The following is a 15,653-nucleotide window of genomic DNA, read 5'->3' as shown; positions in this document are numbered from 1 at the left end:
CGCCGCCCCGCACCCGACCTCAGCGCATCCGGCCTCAGCCCCGGCGCCCCCGGCCACGCCGCCCACGCCCGTCGCCGAACTCGTCGCCGTCCCGGTCCCGCGGGCCCAGCAACTCGTCCGCCAGCGACGGCAGATCGTCCAGCGGAGTCTCCTCGGCCCAGTCCGACCGGGTCCGTCGCCGTGGCGCTCCGGTCTCGTCGACCTGAGGCAGCTCACGCGTACGGTCCTCCGCTCCGTCGGGCCGCGGCTGCTCCTCCCGGAAGAACCCCGGCGGCACCCGGTCCGCGGGATCCTCCCCCGGCACAGGCGGCAGCACGGCCGTCTCGTCAGCGGCCCCGGGCGCAACCGGCGGCAGCACGGCGGTCTCGTCCGCCGCCCCCGGCACGACCGGCGGCAGCACCGCCGTCTCGTCCGCCGCACCCGGCACGACAGGAGGCAGCACCGCCGTCTCGTCCACGGCCGAAGCGGGCGGAGGCTTGGGCAGCTCGGCGGTCACCTCACTGTCGGGGACCCGCCCCTCGGCGCCACGTCCCGCAGCACCACGCGCCTCAGCCGAACCCCCCTCACCGGCATCCGCCTCTCCGGAGGCGCTGTCGGAGGCCTTGCGCAGGACCGCCGTCTCCTCCACCGGCCCGCCCGACGCGTTCGTCGGCGTCACCACCGGCGTGGGCACGGTCGCCGCGTCCGGCGCCACCGCGGGCGGCGTCGGCTTCTTCGGGCCCGCCTCGGCCGCCGCGGACGCCTGCTCGGCGAGCCGGCGCGCCTCCTCGGCCCGCAGCAGCGCCTCCTCGGCCTTGCGCTGCTTCTCCAGACGCCGCGCCTCGGCCTCGGCGTGCAGCCGTGCCTCTTCCTCGGCCTGCTTGCGCCGCCGCTCCTCCTCGGCCCTGCGGCGGGCCTCCTCCTCCGCGCGGGCCTTCTCCTCGGCGAGCAGCCGCTGCCGTTCCTCCTCGGCCCGCTTACGCGCTTCCTCGGCCCGCAACCGGGCCTCCTCCGCCTGCCGTTCGGCCTCTCGCCGCTGCGCCTCCTCCAGCTCGCGCCGCTTGCGCTCCTCCTCCTCGGCGCGCAGCCGCTCCAACTGCTCCTGGCGCTCCCGCTCCAGGCGCTCTTCCTCGGCCTTGCGCGCGGCCTCTTCCTCGGCCTTGCGGCGGGCTTCCTCCTCGGCCTTGCGCCGGGCCTCCTCCTGCTCGCGGATCTCCTGCTCGGAGAGCGGCAGCATCTGGTCAAGCCGGTGGCGTACGACGGTGGTGACGGCCTCGGGCTCCTGGCCCGCGTCCACCACCAGGTACCGGCCGGGGTCGGCGGCGGCGAGCGTGAGGAACCCGGAGCGCACGCGCGCGTGGAACTCCGCCGGCTCCGACTCCAGCCGGTCGGGCGCCTCGGTGAACCGCTCCCGGGCGATCTCCGGGGAGACGTCGAGCAGGATGGTCAGATGCGGGACCAGTCCGTGCGTGGCCCAGCGGTTGATGCGGGCCACCTCGGTCGGGGACAGGTCGCGGCCCGCGCCCTGGTAGGCCACCGAGGAGTCGATGTACCGGTCGGAGATGACGACCGCGCCGCGCTCCAGGGCGGGCCGGACGACGGTGTCGACGTGCTCCGCGCGGTCCGCCGCGTACAGCAGCGCCTCCGCGCGGTGCGACAGTCCGGCCGAGGACACGTCGAGCAGGATGGACCGCAGCCGCTTGCCGACCGGGGTCGCGCCCGGCTCGCGCGTGACCACGACCTCGTGTCCCTTGGCCCTGATCCACTCGGCGAGCGCCTCGGCCTGGGTGGACTTCCCGGCGCCGTCGCCGCCCTCCAGGGCGATGAAGAACCCTGTGGCCATGGGCGCCGTCACCGGGTCGTCGCCGCCGAGCAGCGCGTCCCGCAGGTCGTGCCGCAGCGGCACTCCGGCGCGGTCGTCGACCTTGGCGAGCACCAGCGCGGCCACCGGCAGCAGCAGCGCGCCGACCAGCATCAGCGTGAACGCGGCCCCGCCGTGCGCGAAGACGAACTTGCCGCTCTCCAGCCGGTGCGGCCCGATCAGCGCGGCGACCAGCGGGGCGATGACGGCGCCGAGCGCCACGAACACCCGTACGACCGCGTGCAGATGCTCGGTCGTGCGGGGGCGGCGGTGGTCCTCGGTCTCCTGGTCGAGCAGCGCGTGCCCGGTGTTGGCGGCCACGCCCGCGCCGATGCCGGCAAGCACGACGATCAGGAGGACGGTGGTGACGTCCGGGACCAGGCCCGCGGCCAGCAGGGCGACGCCGGTGAAGGCGATCGCCAGCGCGAGCAGCCGGCGGCGCGACAGCGAGACCAGCACCTTGGGCGCCGTACGGATGCCGACGACGACCCCGCCGGTCAGCGCGAGCACCAGCAGGCCGTACGTCACCGGCCCGCCGCCCAGGTCCTTGGCGTGCAGCACGGAGACGGCGACGGCCGCGGAGACCGCGCCCGCGACGGCGGCGGAGGCGAGGACCAGCAGCGGCAGCACTCCCGTGCGGCCCTTGTCGACGCCGGTGCCCGTCTTGGGGCGGCGCAGGCCCTCCAGCGGCGAACGCGCGCGCGGGGTACGCGTGTCGGGCAGCTCCAGGAAGGTCAGCACGGAGAGCGACGCGGCGAACAGCCCCGCCGCGACATACGAGGCGAGGGCGGCCTGGTGCTGGTCGAACCAGTCGATCCCGGCGCCCAGAAGGTTGTTGACGAGCGCGGCGGTCACCAGCGCGGCGGCGGCCAGCGGGATCGCCACGAAGCCCGTACGCAGCGACAGGCGGCGCAACGCGTCCAGGTGGTCCGGCAGCGGTCGTACCGTCGCGCCCTCCGGCGGCGGGGCCGGGAGCAGGGCGGGCGCCGCGCTCTCGCGGCACACCGACCAGAAGCGCTCGGCGACTCCGGTGACGAAGGCCGTCACCAGGAGCATCGCCAGCGCGTTCTGAGGCGTCCAGTCGATCCACAGGGGCGCGACGATCAGCAGCGCCGCCCGCACCCCGTCCGCGCCGACCATGGTCCACCGGCGGTCGAGCGGCCCCTCCTGCGCGGTGAGGGACGTCAGCGGGCCGAGGAGCACCGCGCCGAACAGCAGCGTGGCCAGGATGCGTACCCCGAAGACGGTCGCCACTGCGAACGCCACCCCTCGGTACCCACCCCCGAAGGAGCCCTCGGCGATCGCCGCCTGGAGGGCGAGGAGGACCACGACCAGAAGGGCGAGGGTGTCGCCGACACCGCTCACCAGCTGGGCGCTCCACAGCCTCTTCAGCTGTGGTTGGCGCAGCAGGGCGCGGACGGCGCGCTCGCGGGAGTCCGCGGCAAGGGCGTCGTCGGGGGCCGGGTGGTGGGCCGTTGGCTGCTCGGCTCGCGTCATGCTTTCAGCCTATCGGGCAGCGCCGACAGACCGCGGCGCCCGTCCGAACGTGCGCACGCCCCGACACCAAAGTGATGCCGGGGCGTTCGTTTCGCGAAGCCTCAGTGGGGCAACAGGGCCGAAAACAGCCCCCGGTGCCGCCGGTCTCAGTCCTCCGACGCCGTCTTCGAAGCCGCCGCCTTCTTCGCGGTGGTCTTCTTCGCGGCCGTCGTCGTCTTCTTCGCGGCGGTCTTCTTGGCGGCCGTCTTCTTGGCCGGGGTGGCCTTCTTCGCGGCCGTCTTCTTGGCGGGCGCCTTCTTCGCGGTCTTCTTGGCGGGGCCCTTCGCCCGCTTCTCGGCGAGGAGTTCGTAGCCGCGCTCGGGGGTGATGTCCTCGACGCTGTCGCCGGAGCGCAGGGTCGCGTTGGTCTCCCCGTCGGTGACGTACGGGCCGAAGCGGCCGTCCTTGACCACGACCGGCTTCTCGCTGACCGGGTCGGTGCCGAGCTCCTTCAGCGGCGGCTTGGCGGCGGCCCGGCCGCGCTGCTTGGGCTGGGCGTAGATCGCGAGCGCCTCTTCGAGGGTGATCGTGAAGAGCTGCTCCTCGGAGGTGAGCGAACGTGAGTCCGTGCCCTTCTTCAGGTACGGCCCGTAGCGCCCGTTCTGCGCGGTGATCTCCTGGCCCTCGGCGTCGACGCCGACCACGCGCGGCAGCGACATCAGCTTGAGGGCGTCCTCCAGCGTCACCGTGTCCAGGGACATCGACTTGAACAGCGAGGCCGTCCGCGGCTTCACGGCGTTCTTGCCGGTCTTCGGGGTGCCCTCGGGGAGCACCTCGGTGACGTACGGGCCGTAGCGGCCGGCGCGGGCGATGATCTGGTTGCCGCTGACCGGGTCGGCGCCGAGCTCGAAGTCGCCGCTGGGCTTGGCGAGCAGCTCCTCGGCGTACTCGACCGACAGCTCGTCCGGAGCGAGATCCTCCGGCACGTCCGCGCGCTGGTGGCCCTCGGAGTCCTTCTCGCCGCGCTCGATGTACGGACCGTAGCGGCCCACGCGGAGCACGATGCCGTTGCCCACCGGGAACGACGACACCTCGCGCGCGTCGATCGCGCCCAGGTCGGTCACCAGCTCCTTGAGGCCGCCGAGGTGGTCCCCGTCGCCGTTGCCGGCCTCGGCCGCGCCGCCGCTCTCGGGGGTGCCCTCGCCGAAGTAGAACCGCTTCAGCCACGGCACGGACTGGGCCTCACCGCGGGCGATGCGGTCGAGGTCGTCCTCCATCTTGGCGGTGAAGTCGTAGTCGACGAGCCGCCCGAAGTGCTTCTCCAGGAGGTTGACCACGGCGAAGGACAGGAAGGACGGGACGAGGGCCGTGCCCTTCTTGAAGACATAGCCGCGGTCGAGGATGGTGCCGATGATCGACGCGTACGTCGACGGGCGGCCGATCTCGCGCTCTTCGAGCTCCTTGACCAGGCTGGCCTCGGTGTAGCGGGCCGGGGGCTTGGTGGCGTGCCCGTCGACCGTGATCTCCTCGGCGGAGAGCCGGTCGCCCTCGCTGACCTGCGGCAGCCGGCGCTCGCGGTCGTCCAGCTCGGCGTTCGGGTCGTCGGCGCCCTCGACGTAGGCCTTCAGGAAGCCGTGGAAGGTGATCGTCTTGCCGGAGGCGCTGAACTCGACGTCCCGGCCGTCGGCGGCGGTGCCGCCGATCTTGACCGTGACGGAGTTGCCGGTCGCGTCCTTCATCTGGGAGGCGACGGTCCGCTTCCAGATCAGCTCGTACAGCTTGAACTGGTCGCCGGTCAGACCGGTCTCGGCGGGCGTGCGGAAACGATCACCCGAGGGCCGGATCGCCTCGTGCGCCTCCTGCGCGTTCTTGACCTTCCCGGCGTACGTCCGCGGGCTCGACGGCAGGTAGTCGGCGCCGTACAGCTGCGTGACCTGCGCGCGGGCCGCGGCGACAGCGGTGTCGCTGAGCGTCGTGGAGTCCGTACGCATGTAGGTGATGTAGCCGTTCTCGTACAGCTTCTGAGCGACCTGCATGGTCGCCTTCGCGCCGAAGCCGAGCTTGCGGCTGGCCTCCTGCTGGAGGGTCGTCGTACGGAACGGGGCGTACGGCGAGCGGCGGTACGGCTTGGACTCGACGGACCGGACGGCGAAGTCAGTGTTCTCCAGCGCGGCGGCCAGCGCCCGGGCGTTGGCCTCGTCGAGGTGGAGGGTGTTCGCGCCCTTGATCTGGCCCAGCGAGTCGAAGTCACGGCCCTGCGCGACCCGCTTGCCGTCGACCGTCTGGAGCCGGGCGACCAGGGTCGACGGGTCGCTCGGGTCACCGGCGCGACCGGTGCCGAAGGTGCCGGTCAGGTCCCAGTACTCGGCGGAGCGGAAGGCGATGCGCTCGCGCTCCCGCTCGACGACGAGCCGCGTGGCGACCGACTGGACACGGCCCGCCGAAAGGCGCGGCATGACCTTCTTCCACAGGACCGGCGAGACCTCGTAGCCGTAGAGACGGTCGAGGATGCGGCGGGTCTCCTGGGCGTCGACCATGCGCTGGTTGAGGTCGCGCGGGTTGGCGACGGCGGCCCGGATCGCGTCCTTGGTGATCTCGTGGAACACCATGCGCTTGACCGGGACCTTGGGCTTCAGCACTTCCAGGAGGTGCCACGCGATGGCCTCGCCCTCGCGGTCCTCATCGGTGGCGAGGAAGAGCTCGTCGGAGTCCTTCAGCAGGTCCTTGAGCTTCTTGACCTGGGCCTTCTTGTCGGCGTTGACGACATAGATCGGCTCGAAGTCGTGCTCGACGTCCACGCCGAGGCGGCGCACCTCGCCGGTGTACTTCTCCGGCACCTCCGCGGCGCCGTTGGGGAGGTCGCGGATGTGCCCGACGCTCGCCTCGACGACGTATCCAGGGCCGAGGTAGCCCTTGATCGTCTTCGCCTTGGCTGGCGACTCGACGATGACGAGTCGGCGGCCGCCGTGTGCGGTCTCGCTGGTCGGGGACAACTTCGCTCTTCTCTCCGGTCGACGCTGGGGCCTCCCCAGGCGGTCCCCGGGGTCGGGTCATGGTGACGCTGCGGAGTGTGACGGTACATCCCGCCCCCGTGTCAAACGGGAAAAGCCCGCAACGGCCACTCGAACGGTAACCCGACTACCGCCATTCCTGCCGCCCGGAGTACCCACCGGCCATTTCGAGCCTTAGTGGAGGACCCCCTCCCAATTACCGGGACCTCGGCCTTTCCATGGTCGTCACAGCTGGGTGAAGCACCATGCGCCGACGACGAGCGCGATCACCGCGGCACAGCTCGCGATCATCGCCGATGCGACCGGGCTCACACCGTGCGCCACCGGTTCCCGGTGCCGTGCGCGGACCGCGGTCCACGCCAGCAGTCCGGTCCCGAACAGCGCGAACACCGATCCCGCGAAGATCGCCGGTCCGCTCTCCATGGCTCCCCGTGCCCCTTTTCTCCCGACCGCGCGTGCCCTCGGGCATGGAGGTTGACACGCACGGGCGGCGGCCAGGCGAACCCGAGGTGAACGCCGGACCGGCCCGGCTGTGGACGGCCGGGGCGGCCGGCCCCGGCCGGGCTCAGACCGAACCGGGCGCGGGTATCTTTCCGGTCGTCTTCTCGCCGTCGGTCCGGCTCACCGTGCACACGGCCTTCTTGAACCCCTTGTTCCAGTCCTCCTCGTCGGCCACCCAGCCGTAGACGGTGCGCTCCGAACCGGGCGCCCAGGTCGACTCGAATTTGTTGCGGCACAGCTTGGTCGCGTTGTCGGAACCTTTCTCGTAGGTCATTTCCTCGGGTGCCTGAACCACGCCTATGACCTGGTCGGTGTGGGGCTTCACGCAGTCGGTGAGCGGGGCGTTGTAGCCGTCGTCCTGCTCCTCGTAGATCCAGCAGTCGCCGGTGCTCATCTGACCCACCCACAGCCGCGTGCCCTCGTCCCGCAGCCGGCCGACCTCACCGCCTATCGCCGCATGGCGGCCCAGTACGAGACATGCCGTACCGCTGTTGGCCGCGGTGAAGCCCGCCTTCGTCGGTACGACGGCGTAGAGCGCCGCGTCGGGAAGGGCGTCGACGACCGCGCGCGTCTGGTTCGCGCAGCGCTGAGCACCCTCCGCGCGCGCGTCGGCGTAGTCGGTGGCCGTGTCGACGGCGACGACCTGTCCGTCCGGCCAGTCCTCGGCGCAGTCCACCACGCCGAGGTTCGGCTCCGACTTGAACGGCGTCCCCGACCAGACCGCCTGCACGCAGTCGCCGGTCTCCAACGGCTCGCTGAGGCCGACGACATCGCCGTACGGCAGCACGGGCCCGGTCGGCGGCGGATCGCTCTTGGGGACGCTGGAGGTGGGCGGCTTGTTCGCCGTGTTGTTCGTGTCTCCGTCGCCGCTGTCCTTGGTCAGCGAGACGGCCAGCCAGGTGCCGCCGGCGACGACGAGGACGGCGGCCACGACGAGAGCGATCAGCGCGAGCCGCTTCTTGTCCCGGGGAGGCGGCGCGGGTGGACCGGCTCCGGGCATCCCCGGCCCACCCGTACCCCAGCCGGCTCCGGACGTGCCGCCCAGGTAGGGCTGGGTGGGGCTCGCGGCGACAGCGGCGCTGCCGGCGTAGGGCGGCGTCGGACTGCTGCCGTACGGCGACGGGGCGCCGCCGCCCGCGTAGGGGCCGTAGGGCGTGGGGCCGCCGCTGCTCGCGTAGGGCCCTTGCGCATAGGGGTTGCCGGGCTCGGGCGAGGGTGAGGACGGCTGCTGAGGGACGGCGGCCTGCCGCCACGGGTCGTACGCGGCCCCGGCCGCCCCACCTCCGCCGGCTGCTGCTCCCGGCGTGTGGGGCGTCTGCGGGGCGCCCGGCGTGAAGGGCCCGCCCGACGACGGCGGAACGCCTGGCGTGAAGCCCCCACCCGACGACGGCGGCGCCCCCGGCGTGAAGCCCCCACCCGGCGTGCCCGGCGTCTGCGGCGTCCCAGGTGCCTGCGGAGCACCCGGCGTCTGCGGGGCACCCGGCGTCCCAGGCCCCGCACCACCACCCCCGCCACCCCCGCTGGCCCACCCCGGCGACGTACTCGCGACGTACCCCGGCGGTGAGCCGTCCATCAGCCCGCCTCCCGGAGCGGCACCGGAGCCGACCGGTTGCCCGCCCGCCCCCTCACCCGCACCGAACGCCCCTGCACCCGCACCGAACCCACCGTGCGGCGGCCCGAATCCGGGCGTCGCGCCGAACCCCGCCGCCGCCCCGGCGTCGACACCTGCCCCCGCCTGTCCCGCCTCTCCCGCCGCCGCGGGCCAACCCGGCGATGCCCCTCGCACCACCCGCTCCAGCCCCCGCGCCACCGCCTCCGGCGACGACCTGCGCACCGGGTCCTTCACCAGCAACCCCTGGAGTACGGGTGCCAGTTCACCGGCCCGTACCGGTGCCGTCGGTTCCTCCCCGAGCAGGGCCGTCAGGGTCGCGTACTCGCCGTTTCGGTCGAAGGGGCCGTGGCCCTCCACGGCCCAGTACAGGGTCGCGCCCAGCGAGAACAGATCCGCGGCCGGTGACGGCGGCTCCCCACGCGCGCGCTCCGGCGCGAGATAGCCGGGCGTGCCGAGGATGCCCGCCGTGGCGGTGAGCCGGGGTTCCCGGGACTCGGGCTGGAGGGCGATGCCGTAGTCGGTGAGCAGCACGCGCGCGTACGGGTCGCCTGAAGCATCCGAGCCCAGCAGGATGTTGGCCGGTTTCACATCCCTGTGGAGGATGCCGATCCGGTGCCCCGCGGTCAGCGCGTCGAGCACGGCGAGTCCGACGCGGGCCGCCTGGACGGGCGGCAGCGGCCCCGAACTCCGCACCACCGCCTGGAGGTCGACCGCGTCCGGCACGTACTCCATGACGATCCACGGCAGTCCCTCGTGCACCACCACGTCATGCACCGTCGCCACGTGGCGATGCCCGCGCAGCCGCGCCGCGTGCCGCGCCTCGCTGCGGGCCCGCGCGATGCGCTGCGCGGGCTCGCTCGCGTCCATCGGTACGTCCGGAAGCGCGATCTCCTTCAGCGCGACCTCGCACGCCAACTCGTCGTCGTACGCCAGCCAGACCCGGCCCATGCCGCCCGCGCCGAGCGTCCGCAGCAGCCGGTAGCGGCCGCCGACGACCCTGCCTTCACCGTGATCCGGCGTCTCCCCCGACATCACGCCTCCCCCCGAGGCCCGAGCGGGTACGCCTCCCCCGAGGACGCGTCGGGCCTGCCCCTCGAAGGTAGCCTCGCACGCCCCACTGACAGGAGACCTTTTCGTCACCAATCAGGCCAGACCTGGCGCACGCGCCTCAGGCGTGTGCGCGGGGCGCAGGCGTCGCACTCACGCCGGCTCCAGGAACCCCTGCTCCACCAGCACCCGGATCTGCGCCGGTGTACGGTCCCGCAGCAACACCGGGTCCTCGCCCACCAGTTGCGCGATCGCGTCCAGGATCCGCCCCGCGCTCAGCGAGCCGTCGCACACGCCGGCGAAGCCCGCGCCGACGGTGTCCACCTTGGTGGCGCGGCGCATGCCGCGGTTCTGGCGCAGCACCACATGCTCCGGGTCCTCGGCGCCGGGCAGCCCGACCTGCTCCTGCACGATCTCCGGCGCCAGCTTGAAGTGCCCTTCCAGCAGCGCCGCGTCGTCGTGGTCCCGCAGATAGTCGAGCCGCTCGAAGTGCGCCGCGACGGTGTCGCCGAGCGGCTGCTCGACGGGGTGCGGCCACTCCTCCGCGATGACCGAGGGCACGGCGGCCGCCGTCTTGCGCAGGGTGATCCAGCCGAACCCGACCGCCTTCACCTTGCGCGCCTCGAACTCGTCCAGCCAGGCGTCGTACAGCGCCTGGTACTCGGCCGGGTCCCCACGGTGGTCACCGGCGTCCCTGAGCCACAGCTCGGCGTATTGCGTGACGTCCTGCACCTCGCGCTGGACGATCCACGCGTCGCAACCGCGCGGCACCCACGACCTGAGCCTGTCCTGCCAGTCCTCCCCTTCCACGTGCTGCCAGTTGGCGAGGAACTGCGCGAACCCGCCCTCGTTCAGCCGTTCCCCCGCCTGCTGAACGAGCGACCGGCACAGATCGTCCCCGCCCATCCCGCCGTCCCGGTACGTCAGCCGGGCGCCCGGCGAGATCACGAAGGGCGGGTTGGAGACGATCAGGTCGTACGTCTCGTCGTCGCGCACCGGCTCGAAGAGGGAGCCCTCCCGCACGTCGGCCGCGGGGGCGCCGGACAGGGCCAGGGTCAGCGCGGTGATGTGCAGCGCGCGCGGGTTGAGGTCGGTCGCCGTCACGCGCGTGGCGTGCCGAGCGGCGTGCAGCGCCTGGATGCCGGACCCGGTGCCGAGGTCGAGCGCGGCGCCGACGGGCGTGCGGACGGTGATGCCGGCGAGGGTCGTGGAGGCGCCGCCGACGCCGAGGACGACGCCCTCCTCGCGGCTGCCGATGCCCCCGGCGCCGCCCACGGCGCACCCCAGGTCGGACACGATGAACCAGTCCTCGCCGTCGGGCCCGCCGTACGGCCGTACGTCCACCGTCGCGGCCACTTCCTCGGCACCGGCCCGCACCAGCCACCCGGCCTCCAGACACGCCTCCAGGGGCAGTACGTCCGCCACGCGCGCGTGGAGCACGGGTTGCTGGAGCAGGAAGAGCCGTACGAGCACCTCCAGCGCGCTGTCCCCGCGGGTGGCCCGCAGCGCGGGCACCGTCTCGCTGCGGGCGAGCGCCGCGTACGCGGGCGCGCCGAGCAGTTCGAGCAGGCCGTCGGCGGTGAAGGAGGCGCCCAGGAGGGCGTCGCGCAGGGCGGCGGCGACGTCGGGGCGGTCGGCGGAGGGCAGGGGGGCAAGGCTGGAGTCACTCACCACCCCATTGTGGACGCAAACCGGCGCCGCAGGCGGTGCCTGCGGCGCCGGGACGGCCGGAGCGGGTGTCAGCCGTTCGTCGCCGACGGCGTGGCGGACGCGCTCTTGCAGCTCTCCTGCTGGGCCATCGCCTTGCCGACGTCACCCTCTTCGAGGTTCTTGAGGGCGTCGCTGCCGCTGGTGCTCAGCTTGTCGAGCTCGGTCGCGACGTCCTTGAGGCCGTCCGCGAACTTGCCCTGGTCCTTCGTGTCGAGCTCGTCGACCTGCTTCTTGAGAGACGCGTAGGAGGCGGACAGGCTGTTGAGCTCCTTGACCGCGTCCAGCTGCTTCTTCTCGGCGTTCTTGCTGTCGCCGGTGTCGGGGGCCCCGGCCTTCTGCACGGCCGCGCCGATCGCCTTGTAGGCGTCGGACATGTCCTGGAAGGCCTGGGCGTCGGTCTTCTGGACGTCCTCCGGCTTGCTGTTGTCCGAGGTCTGCTGCTGGATCGCGGCGTTCGCGGCCTCGATCTTCTTGGCCTGCGGCTGGACGGCGTCACAGACCTGCTTGGCCCAGGCGTCCAGCTTCTCGCTGTTGTCGTCACCGCTGCTGCATGCCGACAGCGCCATCGCCAGTACCGCACCGCCGGACAGCGCGGCTGCGAGCTTCTTGTTCACCGGATTGGTCCCTTCCATGGCTCCTCGGCCCCGGAACATACACGGCACCTGGAGGACATCTACAAGCAGGACGTCCGATAAGTCATGCATTAAAGCCATTTGCACCAAGTGAGAGAAGGGTCACGAAGGGGGCGTGCGCACACAGAGCGGGCGGGCAGCGCATCCACCGCGCCGCCCGCCCGCCCCAGGTGAGGAGGCTGTCGCAAGACCGCCTACGACACCACCGCGGGGTCGGCCGAACTCGCCACCCTCTTGGCACCGTCCTCCTCGTCCCCCACGGCGATCCCGCGCCGCTTGGAGACGTAGACCGCGCCGACGATCACGGCGAGCGAGAGCAGGGCGATCCCGATCCGGACGCCGATGCTCTTGTCCTCGCCGTAGCTGAACTTGATGACCGCAGGCGCGATGAGCAGCGCGACGAGGTTCATCACCTTCAGCAGCGGGTTGATCGCGGGCCCGGCGGTGTCCTTGAAGGGGTCGCCGACCGTGTCGCCGATGACGGTCGCGGCGTGGGCCTCGCTGCCCTTGCCGCCGTGATGGCCGTCCTCGACGAGCTTCTTGGCGTTGTCCCAGGCACCGCCGGAGTTGGCGAGGAACACCGCCATGAGCGTGCCCGCCCCGATCGCGCCCGCGAGATACGCGCCGAGCGCGCCGACACCGAGCGTGAACCCGATGAAGATCGGCGCCATGACGGCGAGCAGCCCGGGTGTGGCGAGCTCGCGCAGGGCGTCCCTCGTACAGATGTCGACGACCTTGCCGTACTCCGGCTTCTCGCTGTAGTCCATGATCCCGGGCCGCTCGCGGAACTGCCGCCGCACCTCGTAGACCACGGAACCCGCCGACCGCGACACGGCGTTGATGGCGAGCCCGGAGAAGAGGAAGACGACCGCGGCGCCCGCGATGAGGCCGACGAGGTTGTTGGGCTGCGAGATGTCCATCATCAGGTTCATCGGGGCGCCCTCGCCGGACACCTTCTCCCCGACGTCCTGCGCGCCCGTGAGGATCGCGTCACGGTACGACCCGAAGAGCGCCGACGCCGCCAGGACGGCGGTGGCGATGGCGATGCCCTTGGTGATGGCCTTGGTGGTGTTGCCCACGGCGTCCAGGTTGGTGAGCACCTGCGCGCCCGCGCCCTCGACGTCACCGGACATCTCGGCGATGCCCTGGGCGTTGTCGGAGACGGGACCGAAGGTGTCCATGGCGACGATCACGCCGACTGTGGTGAGCAGACCGGTGCCGGCCAGCGCCACCGCGAACAGCGCCAGCATGATCGACGTACCGCCGAGCAGGAACGCCCCGTAGACGCCGAGGCCGATCAGCAGGGCGGTGTAGACGGCCGATTCGAGACCGACGGAGATACCGGCGAGGACGACGGTGGCCGGGCCGGTGAGCGAGGTCTTGCCGATGTCCCTGACGGGACGGCGGCTGGTCTCGGTGAAGTAGCCGGTCAGCTGCTGAATGACGGCGGCCAGCAGGATGCCGATGGCGACCGCGACGAGCGCGAGGATCCGCGGGTCGCCGTCCTTCCCGGAGATCGCGCCGTCGGTGACGCCGTCGAGATCGGCGTACGACGACGGCAGGTACGCGAAGACGGCCACGGCGACCAGCACGAGCGAGATCACCGCGGAGATGAAGAACCCCCGGTTGATCGCGGACATGCCGCTGCGGTCGGACCGGCGCGGCGCCACCGCGAAGATGCCGATCATGGCGGTCAGCACACCGATCGCGGGCACGATCAGCGGGAAGGCGAGCCCGGAGTCACCGAACGCCGCCTTGCCGAGGATCAGCGCGGCGACCAGGGTCACGGCGTACGACTCGAAGAGGTCGGCCGCCATACCGGCGCAGTCGCCGACGTTGTCGCCCACGTTGTCGGCGATGGTCGCGGCATTGCGCGGGTCGTCCTCCGGAATGCCCTGCTCGACCTTGCCGACCAGGTCGGCGCCGACGTCGGCGGCCTTGGTGAAGATGCCGCCGCCGACACGCATGAACATGGCGATCAGGGCGGCCCCGAGGCCGAAGCCCTCGAGCACCTTCGGCGCGTCGGCCGCGTACACCAGCACGACACAGGAGGCGCCCAGCAGACCGAGCCCCACCGTGAACATGCCGACGACGCCGCCCGTGCGGAAAGCGATCTTCATTGCTTTGTGCGAGACGGCGGTGAGATCCTTTTCCGGTTCACCTTCCGCCGGGGTCGCTTCCCGTGCCGCCGCGGCAACGCGCACATTGCTGCGCACGGCGAGCCACATGCCGATATATCCGGTGGCCGCCGAGAACCCCGCGCCGATCAAGAAGAAGACGGATCGACCGGCACGCTGATTCCAGTCGTCCGCGGGCAGCAGCATGAGCAGGAAGAACACGACCACGGCGAATACGCCGAGTGTGCGCAGCTGCCGGGCCAGATAGGCGTTGGCGCCTTCCTGTACGGCCGCTGCGATCTCTTTCATGCTGTCGGTTCCCTCGCCCGCCGCGAGCACCTGGCGCACCAGGACACCCGCGACCACGAGCGCGGCCACCGCGACGGCGGCGATCACCCAGACGATGATCCGGTTGTCGTCCGTCAGGACCGCGGCTGCGAGAGAAGTGGGATGGTCCAACTGAGGGGTAGAAAGCCCCGCCATTCGTCCTCCTTGACGCTTGGGCTGAGCTCAAGATGTGGACGGATTGTAGGTAGCGGAACCTGATCAAAACAGTGGGCGGTAAACGGAATTCGCCTTCACATGCTCTTCAGCAAATGATCGACGTCACGCCACAGAACCCGAAAGAGCTAATGCCCCAAAGGCATTGACTGATCGTGAATCATTTCACGAATTCCGAAAATACAAAGGGCCCCGCCGGAGCGGAGCCCTTTGATGTTCTGCAAGTATGTACTCGCATGTACTCGTATATATGAAGGTCAGGGAAGCGTTGCGGCCGGCGGAGTGGTCGGCCAGGTCATACGGATCGACCCGCCGTGCTCCCCCGCGGTGACCTCCACGTCGTCGACGAGGCCGCTGATGACCGCGAGGCCCATCTCGTCCTCCTCGGTCTCCGCGTCCGGGTCCTCGGCCGCCGCGCCGGGCGCCCGGTCACCCGGGGCCGAACGCGGCGCCTCGTCGCCGACCTCGATGGAGAACTGCTTCTCCTCCTCGATCAGCAGCACCTTCACCGGAGCGGTGATGCCGCCGTTCCGGTGCAGTCCGACGGCACGGGAACAGGCCTCGCCGACGGCGAGCCGCACCTCGTCGAGCACGGCCTCGTCCACTCCGGACCTGCGCGCCACCGCCGCCGCCACCAGGCGGGCGGTCCGGACGTGCTCGGGCAGCGCGCTGAAGCGGAGTTCAACGGTGGCCATGCATCCCCCTCGGAACTACGGGCGTGCTGTCGGGGGACCGGACCGCCGATTTGTCCGGACCCCCCAGGTACTACAGCCGTCCCGGGCGCGGTTCAGGTCACCACGCCCGGTCCGCTGGTTCAGTCGGTCGCCGCCACCGCTTCGTCGACCGAGGTGTGGATCGGGAACACCTTGGTGAGACCGGTGATGCGGAAGATCTTCAGAATGCGCTCCTGGTTGCAGACCAGGCGCAGCGAGCCCTCATGGGCACGCACCCGCTTCAGGCCGCCGACCAGCACGCCGAGCCCGGTGGAGTCGAGGAAGTCCACGCCCTCCATGTCGACGACGAGGTGGAAACTCCCGTCGTTCACCAGCTCGACCAGCTGCTCGCGCAGCTTGGGCGCGGTATATACGTCGATTTCGCCACCGACCTCGACGACCGTACGATCGCCGACGGTACGGGTCGACAGGGACAGGTCCACGGATCCTCCAGCACCTTGCTATCGAGCGGTCGCCCGTTAGGACACTCTCG

General features: G+C 71.6%; 9 protein-coding genes. All 9 read right to left on the bottom strand.

Annotation, left to right across the window (positions count from 1 at the left end):
* Positions 1–34 precede the first annotated feature (34 nt).
* The gene (gene tmk / locus ACFUO4_RS41685; protein ID WP_383495353.1) at positions 35–3,337 is read right to left on the bottom strand and encodes a dTMP kinase; all 3,303 of its coding nucleotides are present in this window, start codon (positions 3,335–3,337) and stop codon (positions 35–37) included.
* Positions 3,338–3,483: 146 nt separating this feature from the next.
* Entirely contained in the window at positions 3,484–6,309 is a 2,826-nt protein-coding gene (gene topA, locus ACFUO4_RS41680) for a type I DNA topoisomerase (RefSeq protein ID WP_079311350.1), read from the bottom strand.
* 243 nt (positions 6,310–6,552) lie between these two features.
* Positions 6,553–6,750: a hypothetical protein gene (locus ACFUO4_RS41675; protein WP_079311351.1), complete on the bottom strand. Its 198-nt coding sequence runs from the start codon at positions 6,748–6,750 to the stop codon at positions 6,553–6,555.
* Between the two features lie 142 nt (positions 6,751–6,892).
* On the bottom strand, positions 6,893–9,472 hold the full coding sequence (locus ACFUO4_RS41670; RefSeq protein ID WP_383495348.1) for a protein kinase: 2,580 nt from the start codon (positions 9,470–9,472) through the stop codon (positions 6,893–6,895).
* A gap of 168 nt (positions 9,473–9,640) precedes the next feature.
* The gene (locus tag ACFUO4_RS41665; protein ID WP_383495345.1) at positions 9,641–11,158 is read right to left on the bottom strand and encodes a methyltransferase; all 1,518 of its coding nucleotides are present in this window, start codon (positions 11,156–11,158) and stop codon (positions 9,641–9,643) included.
* Positions 11,159–11,226: 68 nt separating this feature from the next.
* Entirely contained in the window at positions 11,227–11,829 is a 603-nt protein-coding gene (locus tag ACFUO4_RS41660) for a small secreted protein (protein WP_079312741.1), read from the bottom strand.
* Between the two features lie 194 nt (positions 11,830–12,023).
* Positions 12,024–14,429 (bottom strand): sodium-translocating pyrophosphatase, encoded by a 2,406-nt coding sequence (locus ACFUO4_RS41655; protein WP_383495341.1) that lies wholly within the window; start codon positions 14,427–14,429, stop codon positions 12,024–12,026.
* A gap of 275 nt (positions 14,430–14,704) precedes the next feature.
* Positions 14,705–15,142, bottom strand: coding sequence for an ATP-binding protein (locus ACFUO4_RS41650; protein WP_383495338.1), 438 nt, complete (start codon positions 15,140–15,142; stop codon positions 14,705–14,707).
* A gap of 119 nt (positions 15,143–15,261) precedes the next feature.
* Positions 15,262–15,603: an anti-sigma factor antagonist BldG gene (bldG, locus tag ACFUO4_RS41645; RefSeq protein ID WP_005475923.1), complete on the bottom strand. Its 342-nt coding sequence runs from the start codon at positions 15,601–15,603 to the stop codon at positions 15,262–15,264.
* Between the last annotated feature and the right edge of the window lie 50 nt (positions 15,604–15,653).

Origin of the sequence: Streptomyces sp. NPDC057280 (assembly GCF_042668605.1) — a bacterium.
Taxonomy (GTDB): domain Bacteria; phylum Actinomycetota; class Actinomycetes; order Streptomycetales; family Streptomycetaceae; genus Streptomyces.
This window is presented reverse-complemented; position numbering and strand designations above follow the sequence as displayed.